The organism is Maribacter arenosus (genome assembly GCF_014610845.1).
GTDB lineage: Bacteria > Bacteroidota > Bacteroidia > Flavobacteriales > Flavobacteriaceae > Maribacter_A > Maribacter_A arenosus.
This window is the reverse complement of the sequence record NZ_JABTCG010000001.1, coordinates 623,400-646,452: the sequence shown is the minus strand read 5'-3', so window position 1 is coordinate 646,452 and position 23,053 is coordinate 623,400. Positions and strand designations below refer to the sequence as shown.

Genomic DNA, 23,053 nt, shown 5'->3' with positions numbered 1-23,053 from the left:
AATTTAGGTTTATGAAGAAAATGGAATTGCATTGGCAGATTTTAATCGGGATGATCTTAGGCATCCTATTCGGATTTGCCATGACGCAGATAAGTTGGGGCAGGGGTTTTGTTGCCGATTGGATACAACCATTTGGTACTATTTTCGTAAAACTGTTGAAACTTATCGCAATACCCTTGATATTGGCCTCCCTGATTAAGGGAATATCGGACCTAAAGGATATTTCAAAATTCAAGAACATCGGCTTACGCACCATACTCATTTATATTTGCACTACCATTATTGCCATTTCGATCGGATTGATTTTGGTCAATATCCTGCAACCAGGTGATGGTATTTCGCAAGATACTATAGATAAGTTAACCGCTACCTACGCCAATGATAGCGAGGTAACCTCCAAGATTGCCGAGGCCTCCAAACAAAAAGAGGCGGGACCCTTAAGCTTTTTGGAGGATATGGTCCCGGACAACGCCATTATGGCCATGAGCGATAATAAATTAATGCTACAGGTTATTTTCTTTACGATTTTCATGGGAATCTCTATGTTATTGATTGGCGAAAAAAAGGCAAAGCCACTTAAAGCATTCTTCGACGCCCTCAATTATGTGGTATTGAAAATGGTCGATTTGATCATGCTGTCGGCACCTTTCGCCGTTTTTGCACTTTTGGCCAGCGTCGTCGTATCCTCAAGCGACCCTGATTTACTTTTGGCCCTTTTAAAGTATGCAGGTGTAGTGGTGCTGGGATTGTTTTTAATGATTGTATTCTACGCTATTGTGATTTCGACTATCGCGAAAAAAAATCCATTCTGGTTCTTAAAAGAAATAAGTCCAGCCCAATTATTGGCTTTTTCCACGAGTTCAAGTGCTGCGACCTTGCCCGTAACCATGGAAAGGGTGGAGGAACATATTGGTGTCGATAAGGAAGTCTCCAGTTTTGTATTACCGGTGGGAGCCACGATTAATATGGATGGTACGAGCCTATATCAAGGTGTTGCGGCAGTCTTTATTGCCCAAGCCCTGGACTTTCATCTAGGTATTGGGGCACAATTGACCATCGTCTTAACGGCTTTATTGGCCTCCATTGGATCGGCTGCAGTGCCTGGAGCGGGCATGGTCATGTTGGTTATCGTTTTGGAATCGGTAGGTTTCCCGGCCGATAAATTGGCGATTGGCTTGGCCTTGATTTTTGCAGTCGATAGACCCTTGGACATGTGTAGAACTATTGTAAATGTAACCGGCGATGCTACGGTTGCCACTGTGGTTGCCAAATCAGTAGGTAAGTTGGGAGAACCCCATGTGGAGAATTGGGATGACCACTTGGATGAAGTCAAATAGATGGGAAAATAGCCACGCCTTAAGGTTTGCTATAAGTTATAGGTTTACGGGGTCAAATGGCCTTAAAATTTGAGCTACTTGGCAATTCGAATACTTCCAGTTCAAAATAGGAGATGGCTGCAAGAAGGTGATCGAAGATATCCGCCATAATGTATTCGTAATTAGCCCACCGTTTATCACTGCTAAAGGCATAGATCTCTATTGGTAGCCCTTGTGATGTGGGCTCCAATTGGCGTACCATAATGGTCATATTCTTATTAATACCCGAATGAGCGTTGATATAGGTGTCGATATATTTTCGAAATACCCCCACATTGGTAAGATTCTTACCATTGATCAAAAGCGACTTATCGATTTTGTTTTCCATATTGAACGTGTCAATGGCAGTGCCCCGACTTTTAAGGTATTCACGGATCAATTCGATCTTTTTAAGCGCTCCCAAATCTTCCTTTTTCAAAAATTTAATGCTGTCTTGTTTAATAATCAGGGCCCTTTTTATACGCCTACCACCGGAATCGGTCATTCCCCGCCAATTCTTGAAAGAATCGGAAATCAGGGCATAGGTCGGAATGGTAGTAATCGTCTTATCGAAGTTCTGGACTTTTACCGTTGCCAAGTTGATTTCGATAACGTCGCCATCGGCTCCATATTTATCGAAGGTAATCCAATCCCCAATCCGTACCATATCATTGATGGAAACTTGTATACTAGCAACAAAGCCTAATATGGTATCCTTAAAGATAAGTATGATTACAGCGGAGGCCGTTCCCAAGGCGGTAAGGAATTTCCATAATTCAATCCCTGATATAATCGAAAAGGCATAAAATAACCCGATGGCCCAAGCAAAAATCATAAATACCTGAATATAGCTATCTATGGGTTTGTCCTTAAGACTTGGCAGTGTTTTTAAATAGTCTTTAATGGTATGTAACAAACTTCGTACAATCCAAAGGAACAACACTATGCCAAAAACCTCTAGGGTTTTGGCGGCAAAGACTTCCGTATTCGGGAAATCCCTAAAAATATCAGGAACAACCTTATAGGCCAATGCTAAAGGAATGATATGGGCAATATTTCTTGGAGCTTTGTTCTTAACCAGAAAATCATCGAAATGCGTTTTAGAAGTCTTAGAAAGCCGAACGAACACTCCGATGATCACCTTTCGTAAAATAAAATCGAGTATAAAGAGCGCGATTATTACCATTAAAAGAAATATGAGCATATTGATAATCTCTGCCCAATAGTCCGAAAGCCCATTATTCGATAACAAATCAAAGATCCAATGCGATATCTTTTTCATACAATATGATTTTAGGGTTCGCTTATACCTATAATCGAACCTTTATTTTTCGATGCAAAATTAATGGATCAATGGCGATTTGCCGCACGTATGGCATACTTTATCCACAATAGTTCTAAAGGGAAATCGTCCTGAATTTAGGATACCTAACTTTGAAGGAGAAGACTTCCGTTTTACTTGCCTTTGGAGCTACTTCAAGTTTCCAAACCAATAATCCTTTCTTGGAGTCATAATCGGCATTGTACGTCTCTATATCATCCACTTTTATTTCCTTGTTCTGTGACAAGGGTACCCGGTCCATTAGTTTAATGTTGATCGGTACGGATTTATTGTTCTTTACCACTAGTTCGTAGGTACGGTCTAAAATACGATTACTTCCTGTGAACGACTTGCTTTTAAAGTTTTTATCCTGTTTGCGCACAACCGTAATGTTCGGATCTATACCCAGTGACAATGTCATTTCTTTTTTCGTGGTATAGGGGTCAATGGTGGTTTTACCGGCAAATGCACCTTCGAAATAAACGTTGGCCTCCCCTGGCAATAAATTGTGTTGTTCCCAATCCTTGAAGGTGGCGGTCATGAAGACATTCTCATTCAATATTGGTGCTGCAAAATGTTCATAATCGGCCTGAAGATCGAAGATATTCAATTCAATAGCGGTAATATCCCCATCAGATAGAATTGAATAGGGCTTTTTAATCTCAAATCTGGTGTCGGTTATGCCTTCTTTTAAGTAGCTCTTTTTGGTGGATATCAATACAACACCATTGGTTGCCCTTACTCCGTAAAGAGCTTCAGCATTCGATCCTTTTAGGACTTCAATGAACTGAATTTCGTCCTCATCCAAATCCCCATCCATAAAATCAGCCACGGGAATACCATCAATGATATACAAAGGCAACTTAACCTCAGGCGACCTTTCATCGCTAGGATTGCTAGCAGCTCCTCTAATTCTAATTCCTGCTGCTTTTCCCTGCAACGTATTAGAACTTGATCCATAGGCAACTACAACAACTTCGTCCAAATGCTGTGCATCTTCTTGGAGCTGTAGATTCATTATCGAAGAATACACCGGTATTTCAACGGATTTAAAACCAATATAGGAATAGGTAAGCCCTTGTCCATTTAGAACATCCAGGGAGTAATTCCCGTCAAAATCGGTAGTTGTTGCATTGGAAGTTCCTATTACCGAAATGTTCACGCCGGGTAGGGGAAGGCCTGATTCATCAGTTACCTGCCCGACCACTTTTTTGACCGTCGGATTGTGAAAGTATTTTTGTTTCTGAACAGGACCATCAGAACGTTTTGCTTGCCGACTCACAAAGTCGAGATATTTGGTAGTTAAATTGGGTTTTGCCACGTTCAATGATGGACTGCCGGATGATAGATTGATTTTTACATTCTCCCAATCAATACCAGATCTTTGATATACATGTGCCTTATAGGTTAGGCGCAATGGATCGTTAATTTGCCATGATTTTATATCATAATTGGGTATCCAACCCGCATCCTGAATCGTATACGATATTTGAAGCGTTAAACTGGTTGCCACCGGAGCGTCTAATTTTAGGCGTACTACCCCATGCTCCTTGATAGGGGAACTATTGATTTCGGTCATTTGCTTCTGAAGAAATCCAACGTCCAATTTAAGTTTATTGATTTCAATATTGGTATCGAATATCTCATTTTTGATGGCGGTAATACGTTGCCTGTAATACGTACTGATCTGCTTTATCCTCTCTAAATCCAAGGTTAGGTTTTCACCACTCACCAATCGGTTGGCATTGATTACTTTTTGTTCCTCTTCCAATCCTGCAATTTTGTTTTGCAACTTAGCGACCGTATGATTCGTCGCAATGATCCTTAATTCTAACAATGCAACTTCAGGGTTGTCTTTGGAAGGTTCCAAATAATCCAAATCAAATGCCACTGAAAGGATTGAAACCGATTTAAGCCCCGATATCTGAATACTACTTTCATCAATTTTAGGGGATAAGCCCGTAAAACTTATTTCATTGGCACCAATGGCGAGTTGCAGTTGAGCAGTTCTGGTTATTTGTGCGCCACTTAAATAAACAGTGACTTCCTTGATATTAGTTGGAATCTTTTGGTCGTTACCGAATGCCACAATAGGAATTAACAGTAAAAGGGTGACTAGTTTTTTCATCGTATTTGTTTTTAGTGTTGGATAAATGTCAATTTAAAAACCGATGATTGAAATAAGCAGTACGTGAAGAGTGGGGTAGGGTGAGTGAAATGTAAACTTGGGTTAGTTAGCTAAGAATTTCGCTTTCAATTCCGGAGTTGGAACCAAGCAGGCCTCTTTTTTACCATACCATTTATAGCGGTTGCACGCTACAATATCGTATACGATATCACGTAACTTACTGGGAATCAAATATAGTAATTTCGAAATTGTGCGGTACCCTTTCAAATGCATTCCGATTTGCAGAGCGGCATCAGACTTGGTATAAAACGCAACTCCAGGCTCGATAAGGATTATGGAATCTATTCGTGAAGTATCTATATTGCGTTTTTGCATCAATGAATTCCCGATTTCCCCTTGTAAGGTAGCGAACCTGAATTCATCCTTTTTATCATGCTTGATGATGAATTGAACTGAACGGTCACACAAATTGCAAACCCCATCAAAGAGCACTATCTTTTTTTTCATTTCCATTATTGGTCCTACCCACTTAATTGGGTATTCTTTTAATTCAACTTAAGCGGAATATAATTATTTCTTTTTTTTCCCATTTACAATATGCTGCTATATCCCAAATCATATACGATTTTCTGTAACTATCTGATAATCACATTTTAGTATGGGCCAATATAGGTTATTTCTTGGCATCGACCAACTCTAACTGATCTACACTGACATTGGTGGTGAATATGCCGTAATTCACAATGGCCTTGTTCTTTTCAAGCGTATCGATACTGCCTACTGCCTTTCCATCCATTAAACGAACACGATCACCTACCTTGAAAACAGGACGTGGTTTGTTCTTCTCCTTCTGAATGGCCTTTTTCTTTTCCACCTTTTTTTTCTGTCGGATAACATTGACCTTCTTTTCCACCTCTTGCATCACTTGGGCTTTTTTAACACGAGCGGCTTTGACCTCCTTCGCCGATTTCTTCTTTCGCTTACTGTTTTCTGTCTCTACGATGCGCAGCAGTTCAGATACCAATACCCGTTTCTTCTTATCCTGAAAATAGCGCTCCGCGACTGTATTGATTTTGTTGCCCAAATAGATCATGCGCTGGTTATGATCGTAAAGCTCTTGGTAATTCTCTAATTTGGATTTGACCTTGGAATTCAAATTTTCCAATCGTCGTGCTTCTTCTCTTGCTTTCAGCTCCTCTTCATGCAATTTAGAGCCTGTTTCAGCCATTTTGCTGCGTTCTTTTTGCAATTTGGCTATGGTTGCATCAAAACGCACTTTGCCACGCTCTATCTTCTTCTTTGCCTTGTTGATCAATGAATAGGGAATGCCGTTTTTCTGTGCCACCTCAAAAGTAAAAGAACTGCCCGCCTCTCCCAATACGAGCTGAAAGGTAGGTTCCAAGGTTTTTGAATTGAAAAGCATATTCGCATTGGTCGTAAAAGGCAATTCATCGGCGAGGGCTTTTAAATTGGCGTAATGGGTGGTAATTACCCCATAGGCACCGCGTTCATAGAACACTTCCAAAAATGCTTCGGCCAAAGCACCTCCCAGCTCAGGATCACTTCCTGTGCCGAATTCATCGATCAAGAACAAGGTTTTTTTATTGCACTTTCGCAAAAAGTTGTTCATGTTCTTCAATCGGTAGCTATAGGTACTCAAGTGATTCTCGATGCTTTGGTTATCCCCAATATCGGTCAATATCTGATCAAAAAGGCACATGGTACTGCGTTCGTGCACAGGAACTAAAAAACCGCTCTGCAACATTACCTGCAGTAAACCAATAGTCTTGAGGGTGATACTCTTACCGCCTGCATTAGGTCCTGAGATAACGATAATCCGATTTTCAGGATGTAATTCTATGGTCTGTGGATAGGTTTTTTCCCGTTTTAATTTATTGCTTAGATACAATAACGGATGAAAGGCATCCCGCAAAAACATTCGCCGATCCTCGTTTATCTTTGGCAATACGGCGTTCATCTCAGTGGCATATTTCGCCTTGGCGGCTGTGATATCCATATGGACCAAGAAATTCTGATATGCATATAGATAAGGGGCAAAAGGACGAATGTGGGCTGTGAGCTCGTTTAAAATGCGATGTACCTCCTCCTTTTCGTCAAACTCCAGATTATTGAGTTGTCTGCTATATTTCAAGGCGGCCTCAGGTTCAATATAGACAATACTCCCCGTCTTGGACGAACCCATAACCGTACCCCTCACTTTTTTACGATACATCGCCTTTACCGCCAAAACCCTACGGTTTTCAACGACCGACTCCCGAATGTCATCCAGATAATCGGACGTTTTATAGGTGCTTAAAGCGGAGGCAAAACTTTGGTTGATCTTGCCTTTTACCTGATTGATATCCTGGCGAATGTGGAAGAGCTTGTCGGAAGCATCGTCTTTGATCTCACCAAAACGGTCGATTACCCTATCAATATGGGCTGGGATTTCGGAATTCAATGCTATTTCTTCGGTTGCCTCGAACAACCTTGGGAAATACTCTTTGAACTTTTTAAAGAACTTCTTATGCTCCGCTACAGTCTTGCAAATGCTACCAATACGTCGAAAACCGCCGATTTCCAAGGTGGTATTTTCAATCTTCAATAATTTCAGATCACCATCGATACTATCAAAACCATGGTTTGGTATTCGATTGTCGCTAATCAATGACGAGACATACTCCGAGGTCTCTCCTAGCAAACGATGTATGGTTTCAGGCTTGGGAAAAGGGGATATGGCCAAGGCCCTTAGTTTACCCAAATCGGTAGTACAACGCACCGCAAGTTGCTGTAAGACCGTATCGAATTCCAGATCCTGTAATGTTTTTGTATGAATTTTTGACATTGCCGTGTTAATCGAAGACAAAGGTACTATTTAGGGTCGATATGAAGAACATAAAGCCCATTTACGCCATATCGGATTTGAAATGATGCCGAAACAAGCACTTAGTACATTAAATAATAAGCATTTACATACGATAATACCTTGTTTTAACGTTGTATACAAAATCCATTTTAATGAAGTGCATTAACCAAATCCTACTTTTTACAGGAATTACCCTACTATTAACGGGCTGTAGCGCCACCAATAACCTAACGATGAGCGCTGTGGAGCCTGCTCCAATTACCCTTTCAAAAGATGTGACCCGTATAGGGATCATTAATAGAAGCTTGCCTTCCGAAGGGAATAAAACAGCCGATAAAATCGATCAAATACTTTCCGCTGAAGGATTAAACCTGGATAAGGAAGGTTCAACCGCCGCTATTATTGCCTTAAAAGAACAATTGCAGCAAAATCAAAACATGGAAGAGATTATCATTATTGATGATACTCCAAATCTTCGGAAAGGGCTGGGTGTTTTCCCAACCACGCTAACTTGGAATGAAGTTGAAATCCTATGTGATCAATATAAGGTTGATGCCTTATTTTCTTTGGAATTCTATGATACCGATACCAAAGTGAATTTTACAAGTACTACCATGGAAATCCCAAATGAACTAGGGGTCAGGGTAATACTTCCTGCCCACGAATTGACCTTGAACACCTTGGTTGAGAACGGATGGCGGGTATATGACCCTTACAGTAGGCGTATTGCCGATGAATTGGTTTTTAGTGACCATGTGGTTTCTTCTGGAAAAGGAATCAATCCTATTAAGGCGTATGAGGCCATTATCGGAAGAAAAGAAGCTGTATTGCATCAAAGTAAATATATGGGAATGGATTATGCCCAGCGCTTATTGCCCTTTAAGCATCGCGTAAACAGGGATTACTTTGTACGTGGTACTGAGAATTTCAAGATTGCACAACGCAGGGCCCAGGCAGGTGATTGGGATGGAGCCGCAGAACTTTGGGAAATGGAAACCACCAATAGGGATCCTAAAATAGCTGGTCGAGCCTGTTATAATATGGCCATAAGCAATGAAATCAATGGCAATTTGGACCAAGCCCTGCATTGGGCCTCCAAATCCTACACAGATTACAATAACAATTATGCCTTAACATATCTGAACACATTAAGATATCGGGTAAGGCAAAAGGACGCCTTAAACCGGCAATTATCAAAATAAAAACTTACAATAAAACCTAGTCCAATGTTCAAAAAATACCCAGCTATCATCACTCTTTTATTGGGCATTTTGCTTTCGTTAATGGGTTGTAGCGCTACAAAACCGCATACACTTAGCGCCATGAAACCCGCGTCAGTGGACCTCTCGACCACTATGACCAAAATCGGGGTTATCAATGAGTGCAATACTACAGCAAAAAGTTCTTATTTGACCCGAATCGAACAGCTCTTGTCCGCCAAGGATCAACAATTGCAGAAAGATGGTATAGATGCCGCGATCAAAGGACTTTTTAATGAGTTGGTCAAAGACCAACGTTTTGATACCGTTCAACTTATTGAAACTAAAATCAATAATAGCATGGGCTTAGGCGATTTAGCCGATAACATCGCTTGGGATGCTATTAAAGAGATATGTGATGCACATGGCGTGGATGCCATTTTCTCCCTGGCGTATTATGAAGCGGATACCCAAGTTTCCGTAAAGAAAAAAACCATTGAAGAACAGAATATGCTGCGCCAACGTGTTAAAATTCCCGGAAACGAGATTACCTTGGAAACTTTGATAGAAAATGGATGGCGTATATACGATCCCTACAACCAAAAGGTAATCGATGAGCTGGTGTTCAATGACCAGATTACTTCAAAGGGGAGGGGCATCGATCCTATGGATGCCTTTTATGATATCAATGACCGAAGGGAAGCTGTTTTGGATCAAAGCAAGCATTCTGGGAGTGCATATGGTCTGCGGATACTACCACAAGCACATGAGGTGGTTCGCGAATACCATGTAAGAGGTTCCGAAAAATTTGTCGAGGCCAAACAACTGGCTGCTGAGGGGAATTGGCAAGCTGCCGCAATTCTGTGGGAGCAGGAAACGACCAATGAAGAGGTTAAAATAAAAGCAAAAGCCTGCTATAATATGGCATTTTATAATGAAATGAACGGTAATTTTGATCTAGCCATCGAATGGGCCGAAAAAGCTGCAAACTTGGTGGATAACAAAATGTCATCAACCTATTTAAATGCCTTAAAAGAACGCATGTCACAAAACCAGATTGTACGTGAACAGTTAGAACGAAGCAATTTGTCTGCTTCGGTGGAGCTGGAATAATATTCTGGTTTTCTGCATCCCTTTAATCCTTAAATGTATGATCAGTGGCACGCCGACTGTTCAGACAGTAGGAGAGTCGCTACACCTGCCAAAAAACAATAGCCCTCCAATTCCGAAAATATTCAATCCCGTGATTTTTTTGTGGAAAATCCGCCCGCAATTGATAACCTATCTTGTTTTGTTGAATATCTTTTTTGAATTATTTCAGACTATCTATTTTTTATTCAACGATTGGATTTATAGTATGAGAGGATGTCCTGCATATGCGTTTTAACGTCGGGGTTTTTATAAATCTTTTGGAGCGTAACCTGGTATATTTTTGTAAATCGCTCATTCTTAGCAAGATTACCAAAAAGAGATTCCTGTTGTATAAAGGCAAAAGGATTGGTTTTGGTTTGTTTGGCCGCTTGGTGAAGCTCGACATCCATAGCATCTATTATTTCTAGTGCTTGTCCATTCTTATCGGTACGTATGTCACTGTAGTAGCACCAGGCAGCAATTACCAAGGTTGCGAAATGAATACTGCCTTCCCTATCTAAATTTTCTTGAAGAGTAGCGATTAAAAATTTCGGTAATTTAGCGGAACTTTCGGAACAAATCCGACTAACGCTATCCTTAATATTGGGGTTGGCAAAACGCACCGCCAAACTGTCTTTGTAGCTTTTTAGATCAATACCTTTTACCTCATCCAAAACCGGGGTAGCCTCCTTATCCATAAATGCCCTCAAAAAGCCAACAAAAGTTTCGTCTTCCATACAGGCATTAATCGTTTTATATCCATGGATAGCTCCCAAAATCCCAAGTACGGAATGACCGGCGTTCAATAGACGAAGTTTCATTTTCTCGTAAGGTTTCACATCAGGTACGAATTGTACACCCACTTTTTCGAATTCAGGTCGTCCGTTCGAAAATTTATCTTCGATGACCCATTGTATGAATGGTTCACAGGTCACGGGCCACTCATCTTTCATTCCGTAGGATTTCTCTAGGTAATCTATATCCGATTGTGTGGTAACAGGTGTTATGCGATCCACCATGCTATTCGGAAAGCACACCTTCTGTTCAATCCAATCAGCCAAATCATCATCATGCCTTTTGGCAAATGCAAGTAACATGTCCCGTGTAACATCACCGTTGTGCTCAATATTGTCACAAGACATGACGGTGAACGCCGGTAGTTTTGCATCCCGACGTTTCGCTAAGGAGGCGGTTAATAATCCAAATACCGTCCTTGGTTTATCAGGATGATCCAAATCATATTGGATATCTGGATTTTCAAAATCAAATGCGCCCGTCGATGGATTGAAATTATAGCCTCCTTCTGTTATGGTAAGGGAAACGATTTTTGTATCGGGATGGGCCATTCGTTCTAGCATAGGATCAGGATTATCGAAACCAAATATGAAATCGACTATTGAACCTATTAACTGCGATTCTATTTTTCCATCGGGATGCTTTACGATAAGGGTGTATAGACCTTCTTGCTTTTTAAGAACATCATATATTTTTCTATCACCCTCGCGTAAACCAACTCCACAAATTCCCCATTCGGGCGTATTGGTTTTCTCAAGTATTTTATCTGTATAAAAAGCAAGGTGTGAACGATGAAAACCTCCGACCCCAATATGAACAATTCCCATTTTAAGGCTTTTACGATCGAATGTGGGGATCCGAATATGGTTAGCAAATTGCGACAGGTTTTCTTGACTAACTGGTAGAGTATGTTCCATTATAGTTTATCTTTTTTTTGTTTTCCGCGTTGTAAAGCCCAATAGGCGGTTATAAAATATATCATTGTACAGATAAAGCCATATCTATAGAAAATTTCGCGATTTTCGATGTAATTATACTCATCCGCACTTAGGAATAATACGATAAAGGCCAGTATTAAGGTAATCAGCAATGCCGCAATAGCGACACTTTTTAATGCTTTTGTGAAAATGGAATTGTCCTTAATAGGTTCTGATTCCAATTTAGCTTTTTGTTCTTGAAATTTTTCAATCATCGCATTGCGTATGTTTTCCTCCTCCTCGGCCTCAGGATATTCTTTTTTAGCTCCATAACGGGCAGCTAAAATCGTATAGACCAGAATTGTGAACACCCATGTGGGGATAAATAGGTAGAAAAAGGACATCACATTAAAAGCATTCAATCCAAAACCGAAAATCAATCCTAATGCCCATGATGCGACAGCGGGCGTGCTAAACGTTAATTTACGGTAAGACGACCAATATCGGGTATATCCTATTCTGGGAAAAATCTGATGTTCAGCGAAGACAATAGCACCTACGGGTACCACTAATAGACCGGCATAGGTCAGTAAAGGAAGTATTTGAGAAAAAACAAAAGGAAAACATCCTATCGCAATCGTTAGCAAACCGACGGTAAGGGTGGTTTTTCGCCGGGAATGGTTGTAGAATATGGCCTGTGCCGCCAATCCAGCCCTGTACAGGTTGGTAATGGCGGTTGTCCAACCGGCAACGATTACAATAACAAATCCGGACCAGCCCAACGCATAGTATGCAACATCACCCGGGTCTAGTTCTACAATGGACTTTCCTAAAATAACTGCAGCTCCCGCACCCATAATACCAGCGGCAATCCATGCGACATAATGGCCAAACATCATTCCAGTACTTGTAGCCAGGCCATAAACTTTCTTTTTCGCAAATCGCAACAGGGCCATGTCGATCAAGCCGAAATGCGTTATGGTATTGGCTGCCCAAGCAAACCCAATTACCTCGATCAATCCGATGCCAGGTTCACCATTGCTGTCTATACCCGTCCATATCGACTGATTACCAAGGGCAATAAAATCATTCCATCCACTTGGTAAGGTCTTGCCTAAAACATCTATAGATAGGGCGGGCAGTAGTACCATAGCCCCGCTGGTAAACATTACGAAAAGCCAAGGAGCACAAATTCCCGAAAATTCGGAAACGGCATTAAATCCATACATTGCTATGAAGACTACTACAATACCGACGCTGATCACTATCAAGATAAACCATAGATTGGTAGGATACCAGTTAAGTTGTGCGGGAATGTCAAACGCAAACCGAACGGCTGTAGCCGAAACGGTCACCATTGCGGCCGATATTACCGAAAAGATGATGACATTCGCCCAATTATAAAGCTTGGTCATCGAATCGCCGGCAATCTTATTGAGATAAGTATATAAACTCAATCGCGTATCAACAGCAATTGGGGAGGTAATGAGCGTCCAACTAAGCACGGCCAATATGTTCCCGATCAACAAACCCAATAAAATGTCAATTGTTTTTGCGCCTAAGGCAACAAAAGTCGCCCCAATAACGAACTCGGTCGCAGCCACATGTTCGGCTGCATAGAGTCCGGCAAAATGAGTCCAATCGTGTAGTTTATGTTTGGCAACTGGTAATTGTTCTTCTTCAAGGTTTTCAAACTGTTGAAACTCTTTGGATGTGCCCATTTTTTTTTTGTTGGCGTTTGATTTTGGTTAATTGAAGATTCTAGTTCTTTTGGATTACCATGCAAATATAATCGTATTGGTTATGTGCACTAAAACCTTAAGATTTGAATCCTAATCTCCTGATGATTGGCCAAGTTAAGTTAACGAAAGCCAAGTTCGGTAATTCACTCTCGATAATCAAGATAAATAATACACGATTTATTAAGGGTTATTAACGAAAAAACAACCGATTCCTTCCCTAACTCCATTCAGGAAACTGGGTGCGATTCAGATCTAAGGTCGCTATGGTTTGCATATCCGCTTCATTCAACTCAAAGTCAAAAATATCCAAATTTTCAACCATATGGGCCTTTTGGGAGCTTCTAGGGATGGTAACTACATCCCTTTGGTAGTGCCATCGCAAACATACTTGGGCGTTGCTCTTGTTGTACTTTTTACCTATGCGAGCTAGTATAGGGTTGGTGAACATCCCATTACGTCCCGCCGCAAATGGCGACCATGCCTCCATTTGTACCTGTTTTTGTTTTAAATAGTCATGGGCTTTATGCTGCTGAAAGTAAACATGGCTTTCAATCTGGTTTACCGTAGGTTTAACTGTGGAATAAGTCAACAATTCATCAAGTTGGTCAGGTTCAAAATTACTCAGGCCAATAGCCTTGATCCTACCTTCTTTATAGAGGTCCTCCATGGCTTTCCATGTCCCTTTTACATCCCCTCTGGGTCGATGTATAAGATAAAGGTCTAAATACTCCAGACCCAACTTTGTTAAAGAGGTCTCAAAAGCTTGTTTTGTAGTCTCATACCCTGAATCGCTAACCCAAAGTTTCGAAGTGACGAACAGTTCATCCCTAGGTATACCACTCAGTTTTATTCCTTCCCCAACAAATTCCTCATTGCCGTAAACGGTAGCGGTATCAATCAGTCGATATCCCACTGAAATTGCTTCTGCAACACTTCGCACGCAAATATCGCCCTTCAAGGAATGGGTTCCTAAACCGATCATTGGCATGGAAAGACCGTTATTGAGGGTTGCTGTAGGCATTGTACTAATCGTTTTGCTACTGTCCTGGGCCGCGAGTATTTGATAACCGCTTAAAGGCAAAAAAATAGCGGTGGCTGCAAACAATGCCCCGGTCTGCATAAATTCACGTCGTTTTATACCGTTGGAATGTTTTTTTTCATTCATTTTAAGCGTGCTTTATTGAATAGAGCTTTTATGCTAACGAAGTTAGGTGTTTTTGGTCTCCTTACCAAAGACAATATCCATAATGGGTTATCCTAATATTCGGTGGTCAGTGATCTATAATCGATAGCGAATGTTTGATAAGACGGCCATCTAGTGCACAAGGAAGTTCAATGATTGACTCAAACCCATTAAAAACCTGTTCAGATTCCGTTTTGTCCCGGTTTTAGTGCGAATGGGTACGCTTTTTTATTTTCCACACATAATCCAAATCATCCTTTTTTAACATGATATAAACCGCCAAGGCTAAAATCAAGGAACATGGAAACCCAGAACCTATACCCAACGGTATTATGGCCAAAAGAAATAGAATTGCGCAAACACTGGCAACTTGTACCCACCAACCTTGAAGGAGCATGCCTAGAGCAATCAATCCCTGACCTACTGATATCACAGTGATTATACCGGTTATATGCCCCTTAAACCAATCATTGATAAAATCACGGACCCAAACAAATGGTGTCATGGAAGCATAATTTAAATAATCTTCCGGATGGTGATGGGCAGTGGTATAATTCAACCAACACGCCCATGCAAATAGCAGCGAGAAAACCAAGCGCGCCAGTTTTGGTCTGCGAAAGGAGGCAATCAAGAGTAGAATTGCAATGGTATTGGAGGCCATCCACTGGATAAAGTATTCCCTTAAAAGGTCCATATCAATTGATCAACTAATCGATAAAAATCAATAATCGGATCTACAAATACAATGATATCCGTCATCAGTAATCCTAAGTGTTGCCGATTACACTGTAAATAGAAACTTTATATCTGATTATCAGGGTATTTGTAAAACCATTGACATGAATTTTAATTAATTTTACCCAAATTAAAAGTAAGATTCCCGAAGTTTCAGGAGTTGCGATAAAAAGTGCTTTTTATGACCGTAAATATCGATGCAAGCTGGAAACAAGCCTTGAGCGACGAATTTGTTCAACCTTATTTTCAAAATTTGGTCAGTTTTGTGAAGTCCGAGTATAGTGATCATACCTGTTACCCACCGGGTAAACAAATATTTTCCGCTTTTGATCACAGTCCATTTGAAAGAACCAAGGTCGTAGTCATAGGGCAGGATCCCTACCATGGCCCTAGGCAGGCGAACGGACTTTGTTTTTCGGTACAAGACGGTATTCCCCATCCACCATCGTTGATCAATATTTTTAAGGAAATCGAAACCGATTTGGGAAAACCCTATCCACAAAGTGGTAATTTGGAGCCTTGGGCCAACCAAGGGGTATTGCTATTAAATGCCACATTAACCGTTAGGTCCCATATGGCCGGTAGCCACCAAGGGAAAGGATGGGAGGCTTTTACCGATCGCGTCATCAAAACTATTTCAGATGAAAAGGAAGGGGTTGTTTTTTTGCTATGGGGTGGTTTTGCCAAGAAAAAAGCCTCATTGATCGATAAGAACAAGCATTATATCCTTACCTCCGGACACCCATCACCTTTAAGTGCGAATCGAGGGTATTGGTTCGGGAATAAACATTTTAGTAAAACCAATGAAATTCTAAGGAAGTTGGGTAAAGCCCCTATTGATTGGTAGTATCGATTACGACAATCGCATCCTGAAAACCTCCGAGCCTTTCCGGTTCCGGAATGGGCTGAATTTCAGGTTTAATACGCATATATTCCTGCCAGCGGTACGATTCCAAAACATCGGCCATTTCAGCGGTTTCATGACTCGATACTCGCTTCAGTAATTCATACTTGGCCTTTGGCGACAGATTATGATCTTCTTCAACGGCTTTTTTCTTTACTAAAAATCGAGCTACGGTTTGTTGAAATTCTAGGGCCTGATCGGCACCCATGACTAATCTTGGTTGATATTCAGCGGTGATGTCGGCCGCCTTAAATCGAATGTTCCTGTCGATTTGTAAGGCATAATACGTTTGTCCCATGGCATTAAGGGTGACCATCATAAAGGAAATTGAAAGTATAAATCGTGTTATCGAAATGGTAAGGCTTTTCATGACAATACAGGATCAAATCAGAGTACAATTTATATTTTATCCTAAAGTTAAAAAGCTAACTTTTCTTTGTCAAGGCCTTAATTATTAAAATTTTCTAAAATTTCCGAAGGCTTTATTTTCCTGTCAATCAACTTTAAATAAAGTAATGTATCTTGTACTATTTCAAGTGTTTGCGTTTGTAACTGCGTTTGACTCCATCGTGTTATAGCGAGCCATTCTTGAATATTGGTCAATTTTTGTTCATAGCGATTGGCAAGGGTTCGGTCTATACTCGGAATCTGTTTGAACTCCGTGGTATACAGATTGATTATTTCTAGAATATGGTATAAAACGGACTGGTTTTCAGTGATGAATTTATCAGTTGCAGCAATCATAAAACAAGGCCAAGGCGTAGGGCAGTCGCCCAAGCGTCGAAAGGTACCATTATCTACCAAGGGTTTGGTCGTAAAATGTTCCCACATAAAATAATCAGCCCTGCCAGAGGCCAATGCCTCAACGGCGCCATCCAGATTGTTAATCACCTCAAAATCCAAATTATCGATATCCCAACCTTGATTTTTGGCATTTACGAAGGCCATAAGATGGCTGCCACTACCAAACCGGCTAATGGCTGCCGTAGTATTCTTTAAATCAGCGATGGCCTTAAAATCACTTTTAGCACCAACGTGAATACCCCAAAGCAGGGGAGTGGCGATATACTCCTGCACAATTTTGGCCGGATTACCTTCCGTGATGCTCTTTATAAGCCCTTCCGTTAATATTATCGCCAAATCAGTCTCATGATCTTCAAGCATTTGGCACATTCTACCGGTACCTTCGGGAATATCTGTCCATTCAAGGTCAATTCCTCGTGCTTCAAATGCCCCTTCTTCAATGGCTAAATGCCAAGGTAGATTGAAATGCTCAGGTACGCCGATGATTTTCACTTTTTTCATGGATTCAATGTTTCTGATTTAATATAAAGCTCTGACTAATCTTAATAATCCTATCAATCATAAAACCGATAATAATTTATCAGATTCCATTTAATAATATTTTAAGTACGTTGGGTTTGTTAATTGAGAATTAACCATCTGTTAATTTTTCCAGGGCATACCGGATCAAACTATCTATGGTTTGTAGCGGGTTTTTGGAAAATTCTCCCAGCACTCTATTGGCAATGATACAGTTAAGGGAAACGGCCTGGTGTCCCATTAATTTTGATAGTCCATAGATGGCAGAGGACTCCATTTCCAGATTAGTGATACGCAACTCCTTATACCTAAAGGAGGTTAGTTTGTTATTTATGGTGTTGTCTTGCAAGTCTAACCGTAGTTTACGGCCTTGTGGACCATAAAAACCACAATTAGTGATAGTTACGCCATATCGTATACGATTTGAGGAAAGCTTGTCGCGCAGCGAATCATCGCTTTTCACCAGATATGGCCACGGTTTCCTCGCAGACCATGAAGTATATTCTACAAAAGCCTTGGCGAAATCCTCGTCAAAAATTCCTTCACATTTATAAAAGTGTAAAACCCCGTCAAAACCAAGGGCATATTCACTTAGCACAAAAGAATCCACTGGGATATCCGCTTGAATGGCCCCAGACGTTCCGATACGGACGATTTTAAGCTGTTTGAATTCCCCTTTTATCGTCCTAGAATTAAAGTCGATGTTGGCCAGGGCATCCAATTCATTCAGGACAATATCAATATTATCGGCTCCGATACCCGTTGATAAAACAGTTATGAGTTTACCATTCAATAAGCCTGTATGGGTATAAAATTCACGTTTTTTTTTCTTGACTTCGATGGTGTCAAAATATTTAGAAACTTGGGCCACACGATTTTGGTCGCCCACGACGATAATTGTGTCCGCTATATCTTCTGGTAATAAATTAAGGTGATATATGCTGTTATCAGCATTTAGGATGAGCTCGGAAGCTTCTAACATACTATAATTTTAGTATTCTGCCTGATTCCGTGTTGTAAAGGAAATTATATTTTAAAGCGCCTCCCAAATAAGCATCATTATCTTGTATGCAGGCATAGTAACTTGTTTGTCCGTCGAGGATTTCTTTACCTTTTTTTGTCAACCGGACTGGATTGAACGAATGATATAACGGTTTTAAAGTGGTGATGATTCTTTCCACTTGGGTATCCCCATACCCATATACCCCTTGATTGGTTAAAATAGTGGATAATAATTGTCGCTTTGATTTGGGCTTCTCGTCAACCGATAACCGTAAAACGTTATTTTCAATATCATTTAACCCATTTTTAATGGAAGGAAATCGTCTTAGATGAGCCTTTATGACGTCGGAAAGATAATTAAAGCCGTAATTTTCAAAATCACTGAGGTTTTCCAATCGTATAGGATTATCACTGCAATATAATTGCCAAACATAATCGGCATACTCAATATCGTCTTGTTTTAATTCCGTTCTATTTTCGAAAAGTTGAACCAAGTAAGCATCATCCAATTCCCCAAAACCGTACAATTTATCGGTATCATCTTCATTACCACTGCATACCAAGGAAATATTAGCGTATTTACGGTGGGTCTTTAACCAGCTAATGACGGCCAACATATTGATCTGGCAGAAAAGGTCATACTCGAACCAAAGTACGATTTCATCCTGTTGCTTATGGTTGCAAAGCGAACGGTATTCCTTCAGGGTCTTTTCAATAAACCAAGATTTGGAAACCTTATAATTTTTATTCAGAAATTCAAAACGTGTTTTCCAAAAGGACTCACTCCCTACATTGGTCAATGTCTTACCTTCACAAAGCATTTCACGCCATGTGATAATATCGCCTTTTAAGTCCATGGACTTCAACCTATTGGTCAGGCTATCACCATTGGTTATATGTAATAGGGAACTCATCGTTAGGTGTGGTTTAGGTTTTGTCCAATAAAAGTAACATTTAATCGAAAATTACAAAAAAAATTAACAAATATTTACGCAACCCTTGAAAAAATAGCTAAACTAAAGGTCTTTTTATCCTCCCACCCGTTTTACATTAAACCCTTTATCTTGAAGTAATTGCATTATTCTATCACGGTAATCACCTTGTATGATGATACGGCCATCCTTAAACGTGCCGCCAACGCTTAATTTGGTTTTCAATTCTTTGGCCAGTTTCTTGAAGTCGCTATCGGCACCGTTATAGCCTTCCAAAATCGTAATGGGTTTGCCTTTGCGTTTCTCATACTTACAGATGATCGGGTCATCTTGAAGCCAAATATCCGGCTTTTTTGGGGTACTCGATTCTTCGGATGAAACGTGGTCAGGGAATAGGTTTTTTAATTGATCGTTTAAGTCCATGGTCTACTTTTTTATCAATCCCAATTCAATCAAACGTTCGTGCAAAAATTCCCCGGCTGTAATATCCTCGAATTGTTTGGGATGTTCCGCATCAATACAATTAACCAGACAGTTTAAGGGCATTTCACTGATTGGATGCATAAAAAACGGAATGGAATATCGGGAAGTGCCCCATAGTTCCTTAGGCGGATTCACTACTTGATGGATTGTGGATTTGAGTTTGTTATTGGTCAATCTAGATAGCATATCACCCACGTTTATCATCAATTGGTCGGGTTTGGCGATGGCATCGATCCATTCCCCCTTATGGTTCATGACTTGTAATCCACGACCATGGGCACCCATTAAAAGGGTAATCAAATTGATATCCCCATGGGCTGCCGCCCGAACGGCATTTTTGGGCTCTTGGGTAATAGGGGGGTAGTGGATGGGCCTTAGGATAGAGTTGCCATTTAGTATAAATTCATCAAAATAATATTCATCCAGCCCTAAATGCAATGCCAAGGCACGAAGTACATATTTAGCTGTTTTTTCTAACATTTTATAGGTTTCTTTGCCAACCACATTGAACTTTTCCAACTCTGTGACCATGACATTGTTAGGATATTCGGCTTCCAGTTTGGGGTTATCAACTACATATTGACCAAAATGCCAGAATTCCTTCAAGTCCCCTTCCTTTCTGCCTTTCGCATGTTCCTTTCCGAAGGAAGTGTAACCACGCTGCCCACCAATACCTTCGATCTCGTATTTATCCTTTATATCCTGCGGAAGGTTAAAGAAATTCTTTACTTCTGCATAAAGGTCGTCAACCAAGCTGTCCGGAAGAAAATGACCGCTTAAGGCCACAAACCCGATTTGCTCAAAGGCATTCCCTATTTCGGTAATGAATTTCTGTTTTCGCTGGGGGTCTCCAGAAACAAAATCCTGTAAATCCACACTGGGTATAGTATTCATAAGTTCTTTTTTAACTGAAGCCAAATTACAAATTTATGTTGGATTTAAAGGATGGCTCATTTGGTGTGCCTGCTTTCTTTTTTGTTACATTTATGCCACTTTTTAATATCCTCTGCATGACAGTTGACATGGACTATGGCAAATACACCCTGGATAATGGGTTAAAGTTGAAACTTTATACATCGATGTTAAAGCCTCGAATGATAGAGGAGAAAATGTTGATTTTATTGCGACAGGGCAAAATATCCAAATGGTTCAGTGGTATCGGACAGGAAGCGATTTCGGTCGGTGTGGCCATGGCAATGGATCCAAAGGAATATATTCTTCCCATGCATCGTAATTTGGGCGTTTTTACATCCCGCAACATTCCTTTGCATCGGCTTTTTTCACAGTGGCAGGGAAAGGCCAGTGGCTTCACCAATGGGCGTGACCGAAGTTTTCATTTTGGCACCCAGGAATATAAAATAGTGGGCATGATCTCGCATCTAGGCCCCCAATTGGGCGTAGCTGATGGTATTGCTCTTGCCGAATTATTAAAAAAAAGAAAACGGGTAACCGCTGTCTTTACTGGTGAAGGTGCAACCAGTGAGGGAGACTTCCATGAAGCATTGAATATTGCTGCAGTATGGGACTTGCCCGTACTTTTCTGTATTGAAAATAATGGATATGGCTTGTCTACGCCAACAAATGAACAATTCAAATGCGAACATTTGGCCGACAAGGGCATTGGCTATGGTATGGAGTCACATATTGTAGACGGAAACAATATTTTAGAGGTCTATACGAAGATCGGTGCGCTTTGTAAAAGTATACGGGAAAATCCACGCCCTGTTTTGGTAGAGTTCAAAACTTTTAGAATGCGGGGTCATGAAGAGGCCAGTGGCATGAAATATGTCCCACAGGAACTATTGGATCAATGGGCAGCCAAGGATCCTTTAGAAAACTATGTGCGATACTTGAATACTGAAAATATCCTATCAGCAGAAGCAGAGGAAACCTATAAAAAGGAAATCTTACATGAGATTGATGATAATTTGAAACTTGCATTTGCTGAAGAAGAAATTGAAGCGGATACGGGAAAGGAATTATTTAGTGTTTATAAGGAATATGACTATGAAGAGGTCAAACCCGGTGCCATAATAAAGAACATTCGATTGGTCGATGCTATTTCAGATGGGCTAAGGCAATCTATGGAAAGGCATGGTAATCTCGTGATTCTCGGGCAGGATATCGCCGAATATGGTGGTGTTTTTAAAATTACCGACGGGTTCATTAATACCTTTGGTAAAGATCGGGTTCGAAATACCCCGATTTGTGAATCGGCCGTGGTTTCGGCCGCCATGGGACTTTCGATAAATGGAATGAAAGCCGTTATGGAAATGCAGTTCGCCGATTTTGTAAGTTCCGGTTTTAATCCTATTGTCAATTATTTGGCTAAATCGCATTACCGATGGGAAGAGAATGCCAATGTGGTTATTCGTATGCCGTGCGGGGGTGGGGTAGCCGCAGGACCTTTTCATTCGCAGACCAATGAGGCTTGGTTTACCAAAACCCCTGGTTTAAAAGTGGTCTATCCTGCTTTTCCATATGACGCAAAAGGTCTTTTGGCCACGGCTATCAATGACCCTAATCCTGTATTGTTTTTTGAACATAAGGCATTATACCGTAGTATATATCAAAACGTGCCCACGGATTATTATACCCTTCCGTTAGGTAAAGCCAGCCTTTTGAAGCAAGGGGAAGATATAAGTGTCGTGAGTTATGGGGCCGGCGTACATTGGGCCCTGGAAACCTTGAAAGATAACAAGGACATTAGGGCAGACCTTATCGATCTACGCTGCTTACAACCTTTAGACATCGAGGCGGTATTCACTTCGGTAAAAAAGACAGGAAAGCTAATTATTCTTCAAGAAGACAGCCTTTTTGGCGGTGTCGCCAGTGATATTTCAGCTTTGGTTATGGAAAATTGTTTTGAGTATCTCGATGCCCCGGTAAAACGTGTTGCCAGTTTAGAAACCCCAATTCCATTCGCCAAGAGTCTGGAAGACAATTATTTGCCCAAAAAACGGTTTGAGGTCGCTTTATTGGAATTGTTGGCGTATTGAAACCATAAATGAAGCGATGATAGGGCAACTTATTAATT

General features: G+C 40.7%; 19 protein-coding genes. 5 read left to right on the top strand and 14 right to left on the bottom strand.

What is annotated here, in order from left to right:
* The first annotated feature begins 11 nt into the window (after positions 1 to 11).
* On the top strand, positions 12 to 1,337 hold the full coding sequence (locus HPE63_RS02885; protein WP_188312717.1) for a dicarboxylate/amino acid:cation symporter: 1,326 nt from the start codon (positions 12 to 14) through the stop codon (positions 1,335 to 1,337).
* A 52-nt stretch (positions 1,338 to 1,389) separates the two neighbouring features.
* Here HPE63_RS02885 and HPE63_RS02880 read toward each other — a convergent pair whose 3' ends face one another.
* The 4 genes from HPE63_RS02880 to HPE63_RS02865 all read right to left on the bottom strand — a co-directional run bounded on the left by HPE63_RS02880 (position 1,390) and on the right by HPE63_RS02865 (position 7,649).
* Positions 1,390 to 2,637 (bottom strand): mechanosensitive ion channel family protein, encoded by a 1,248-nt coding sequence (locus HPE63_RS02880; RefSeq protein WP_188312716.1) that lies wholly within the window; start codon positions 2,635 to 2,637, stop codon positions 1,390 to 1,392.
* Between the two features lie 115 nt (positions 2,638 to 2,752).
* Positions 2,753 to 4,804 (bottom strand): DUF4139 domain-containing protein, encoded by a 2,052-nt coding sequence (locus HPE63_RS02875; RefSeq protein WP_188312715.1) that lies wholly within the window; start codon positions 4,802 to 4,804, stop codon positions 2,753 to 2,755.
* Positions 4,805 to 4,906: 102 nt separating this feature from the next.
* Positions 4,907 to 5,317: a thiol-disulfide oxidoreductase DCC family protein gene (locus HPE63_RS02870; RefSeq protein ID WP_188312714.1), complete on the bottom strand. Its 411-nt coding sequence runs from the start codon at positions 5,315 to 5,317 to the stop codon at positions 4,907 to 4,909.
* 160 nt (positions 5,318 to 5,477) lie between these two features.
* A complete protein-coding gene (locus tag HPE63_RS02865; RefSeq protein WP_188312713.1) occupies positions 5,478 to 7,649 on the bottom strand; it encodes an endonuclease MutS2 in 2,172 nt (723 codons plus the stop codon).
* Positions 7,650 to 7,822: 173 nt separating this feature from the next.
* Between HPE63_RS02865 and HPE63_RS02860 the strand changes: the two genes are divergently transcribed.
* Positions 7,823 to 8,872 (top strand): DUF6340 family protein, encoded by a 1,050-nt coding sequence (locus HPE63_RS02860; RefSeq protein WP_188312712.1) that lies wholly within the window; start codon positions 7,823 to 7,825, stop codon positions 8,870 to 8,872.
* 24 nt (positions 8,873 to 8,896) lie between these two features.
* Positions 8,897 to 9,982, top strand: a complete 1,086-nt coding sequence (locus tag HPE63_RS02855; protein WP_188312711.1) for a DUF6340 family protein — start codon at positions 8,897 to 8,899, stop codon at positions 9,980 to 9,982.
* A gap of 224 nt (positions 9,983 to 10,206) precedes the next feature.
* On the opposite strand, the gene HPE63_RS02850 is transcribed toward HPE63_RS02855, so the two are convergent.
* The 4 genes from HPE63_RS02850 to HPE63_RS02835 all read right to left on the bottom strand — a co-directional run bounded on the left by HPE63_RS02850 (position 10,207) and on the right by HPE63_RS02835 (position 15,331).
* Positions 10,207 to 11,712 (bottom strand): mannitol dehydrogenase family protein, encoded by a 1,506-nt coding sequence (locus HPE63_RS02850; RefSeq protein ID WP_188312710.1) that lies wholly within the window; start codon positions 11,710 to 11,712, stop codon positions 10,207 to 10,209.
* Entirely contained in the window at positions 11,712 to 13,433 is a 1,722-nt protein-coding gene (locus HPE63_RS02845) for a purine-cytosine permease family protein (protein WP_188312709.1), read from the bottom strand. The genes HPE63_RS02850 and HPE63_RS02845 overlap by 1 nt, the downstream gene beginning before the upstream one ends.
* Before the next feature lie 238 nt (positions 13,434 to 13,671).
* On the bottom strand, positions 13,672 to 14,619 hold the full coding sequence (locus HPE63_RS02840) for an aldo/keto reductase (protein ID WP_188312708.1): 948 nt from the start codon (positions 14,617 to 14,619) through the stop codon (positions 13,672 to 13,674).
* A 223-nt stretch (positions 14,620 to 14,842) separates the two neighbouring features.
* A complete protein-coding gene (locus HPE63_RS02835; protein WP_188312707.1) occupies positions 14,843 to 15,331 on the bottom strand; it encodes a hypothetical protein in 489 nt (162 codons plus the stop codon).
* 222 nt (positions 15,332 to 15,553) lie between these two features.
* On the opposite strand from HPE63_RS02835, the gene ung reads away from it, so the two are divergent.
* Positions 15,554 to 16,219 (top strand): uracil-DNA glycosylase, encoded by a 666-nt coding sequence (gene ung / locus HPE63_RS02830; RefSeq protein ID WP_188312706.1) that lies wholly within the window; start codon positions 15,554 to 15,556, stop codon positions 16,217 to 16,219.
* On the opposite strand, the gene HPE63_RS02825 is transcribed toward ung, so the two are convergent.
* From HPE63_RS02825 to HPE63_RS02800, 6 genes are all read right to left on the bottom strand, one after another.
* Positions 16,206 to 16,646 carry a hypothetical protein gene (locus tag HPE63_RS02825; RefSeq protein ID WP_188312705.1) on the bottom strand — a complete coding sequence of 147 codons (441 nt, stop codon included), beginning with the start codon at positions 16,644 to 16,646 and terminating at the stop codon, positions 16,206 to 16,208. The genes ung and HPE63_RS02825 overlap by 14 nt on opposite strands.
* Positions 16,647 to 16,723: 77 nt before the next feature.
* On the bottom strand, positions 16,724 to 17,581 hold the full coding sequence (locus HPE63_RS02820; protein ID WP_188312704.1) for a substrate-binding domain-containing protein: 858 nt from the start codon (positions 17,579 to 17,581) through the stop codon (positions 16,724 to 16,726).
* Between the two features lie 130 nt (positions 17,582 to 17,711).
* The gene (locus tag HPE63_RS02815) at positions 17,712 to 18,581 is read right to left on the bottom strand and encodes a nucleoside phosphorylase (RefSeq protein ID WP_188312703.1); all 870 of its coding nucleotides are present in this window, start codon (positions 18,579 to 18,581) and stop codon (positions 17,712 to 17,714) included.
* Position 18,582: 1 nt separating this feature from the next.
* Positions 18,583 to 19,515 (bottom strand): DUF1835 domain-containing protein, encoded by a 933-nt coding sequence (locus tag HPE63_RS02810; RefSeq protein ID WP_188312702.1) that lies wholly within the window; start codon positions 19,513 to 19,515, stop codon positions 18,583 to 18,585.
* 114 nt (positions 19,516 to 19,629) lie between these two features.
* Positions 19,630 to 19,956, bottom strand: a complete 327-nt coding sequence (locus HPE63_RS02805) for a translation initiation factor (RefSeq protein ID WP_188312701.1) — start codon at positions 19,954 to 19,956, stop codon at positions 19,630 to 19,632.
* A gap of 3 nt (positions 19,957 to 19,959) precedes the next feature.
* The gene (locus tag HPE63_RS02800) at positions 19,960 to 20,910 is read right to left on the bottom strand and encodes an isopenicillin N synthase family dioxygenase (protein ID WP_188312700.1); all 951 of its coding nucleotides are present in this window, start codon (positions 20,908 to 20,910) and stop codon (positions 19,960 to 19,962) included.
* Between the two features lie 128 nt (positions 20,911 to 21,038).
* Here HPE63_RS02800 and HPE63_RS02795 point away from each other — a divergent pair, with 128 nt between their 5' ends.
* Entirely contained in the window at positions 21,039 to 23,015 is a 1,977-nt protein-coding gene (locus tag HPE63_RS02795; RefSeq protein ID WP_188313146.1) for an alpha-ketoacid dehydrogenase subunit alpha/beta, read from the top strand.
* The last annotated feature ends 38 nt before the right edge of the window (positions 23,016 to 23,053 follow it).

What these genes read in the sequence shown, in the direction of transcription:
- HPE63_RS02885 (WP_188312717.1), top strand. Translation starts at nt 12, where the DNA reads ATGAAGAAAATGGAATTGCATTGGCAGATTTTAATCGGGATGATCTTA.
- HPE63_RS02880 (WP_188312716.1), bottom strand. Translation starts at nt 2,637, where the DNA reads ATGAAAAAGATATCGCATTGGATCTTTGATTTGTTATCGAATAATGGG.
- HPE63_RS02875 (WP_188312715.1), bottom strand. Translation starts at nt 4,804, where the DNA reads ATGAAAAAACTAGTCACCCTTTTACTGTTAATTCCTATTGTGGCATTC.
- HPE63_RS02870 (WP_188312714.1), bottom strand. Translation starts at nt 5,317, where the DNA reads ATGGAAATGAAAAAAAAGATAGTGCTCTTTGATGGGGTTTGCAATTTG.
- HPE63_RS02865 (WP_188312713.1), bottom strand. Translation starts at nt 7,649, where the DNA reads ATGTCAAAAATTCATACAAAAACATTACAGGATCTGGAATTCGATACG.
- HPE63_RS02860 (WP_188312712.1), top strand. Translation starts at nt 7,823, where the DNA reads ATGAAGTGCATTAACCAAATCCTACTTTTTACAGGAATTACCCTACTA.
- HPE63_RS02855 (WP_188312711.1), top strand. Translation starts at nt 8,897, where the DNA reads ATGTTCAAAAAATACCCAGCTATCATCACTCTTTTATTGGGCATTTTG.
- HPE63_RS02850 (WP_188312710.1), bottom strand. Translation starts at nt 11,712, where the DNA reads ATGGAACATACTCTACCAGTTAGTCAAGAAAACCTGTCGCAATTTGCT.
- HPE63_RS02845 (WP_188312709.1), bottom strand. Translation starts at nt 13,433, where the DNA reads ATGGGCACATCCAAAGAGTTTCAACAGTTTGAAAACCTTGAAGAAGAA.
- HPE63_RS02840 (WP_188312708.1), bottom strand. Translation starts at nt 14,619, where the DNA reads ATGAATGAAAAAAAACATTCCAACGGTATAAAACGACGTGAATTTATG.
- HPE63_RS02835 (WP_188312707.1), bottom strand. Translation starts at nt 15,331, where the DNA reads ATGGACCTTTTAAGGGAATACTTTATCCAGTGGATGGCCTCCAATACC.
- ung (WP_188312706.1), top strand. Translation starts at nt 15,554, where the DNA reads ATGACCGTAAATATCGATGCAAGCTGGAAACAAGCCTTGAGCGACGAA.
- HPE63_RS02825 (WP_188312705.1), bottom strand. Translation starts at nt 16,646, where the DNA reads ATGAAAAGCCTTACCATTTCGATAACACGATTTATACTTTCAATTTCC.
- HPE63_RS02820 (WP_188312704.1), bottom strand. Translation starts at nt 17,581, where the DNA reads ATGAAAAAAGTGAAAATCATCGGCGTACCTGAGCATTTCAATCTACCT.
- HPE63_RS02815 (WP_188312703.1), bottom strand. Translation starts at nt 18,581, where the DNA reads ATGTTAGAAGCTTCCGAGCTCATCCTAAATGCTGATAACAGCATATAT.
- HPE63_RS02810 (WP_188312702.1), bottom strand. Translation starts at nt 19,515, where the DNA reads ATGAGTTCCCTATTACATATAACCAATGGTGATAGCCTGACCAATAGG.
- HPE63_RS02805 (WP_188312701.1), bottom strand. Translation starts at nt 19,956, where the DNA reads ATGGACTTAAACGATCAATTAAAAAACCTATTCCCTGACCACGTTTCA.
- HPE63_RS02800 (WP_188312700.1), bottom strand. Translation starts at nt 20,910, where the DNA reads ATGAATACTATACCCAGTGTGGATTTACAGGATTTTGTTTCTGGAGAC.
- HPE63_RS02795 (WP_188313146.1), top strand. Translation starts at nt 21,039, where the DNA reads ATGGACTATGGCAAATACACCCTGGATAATGGGTTAAAGTTGAAACTT.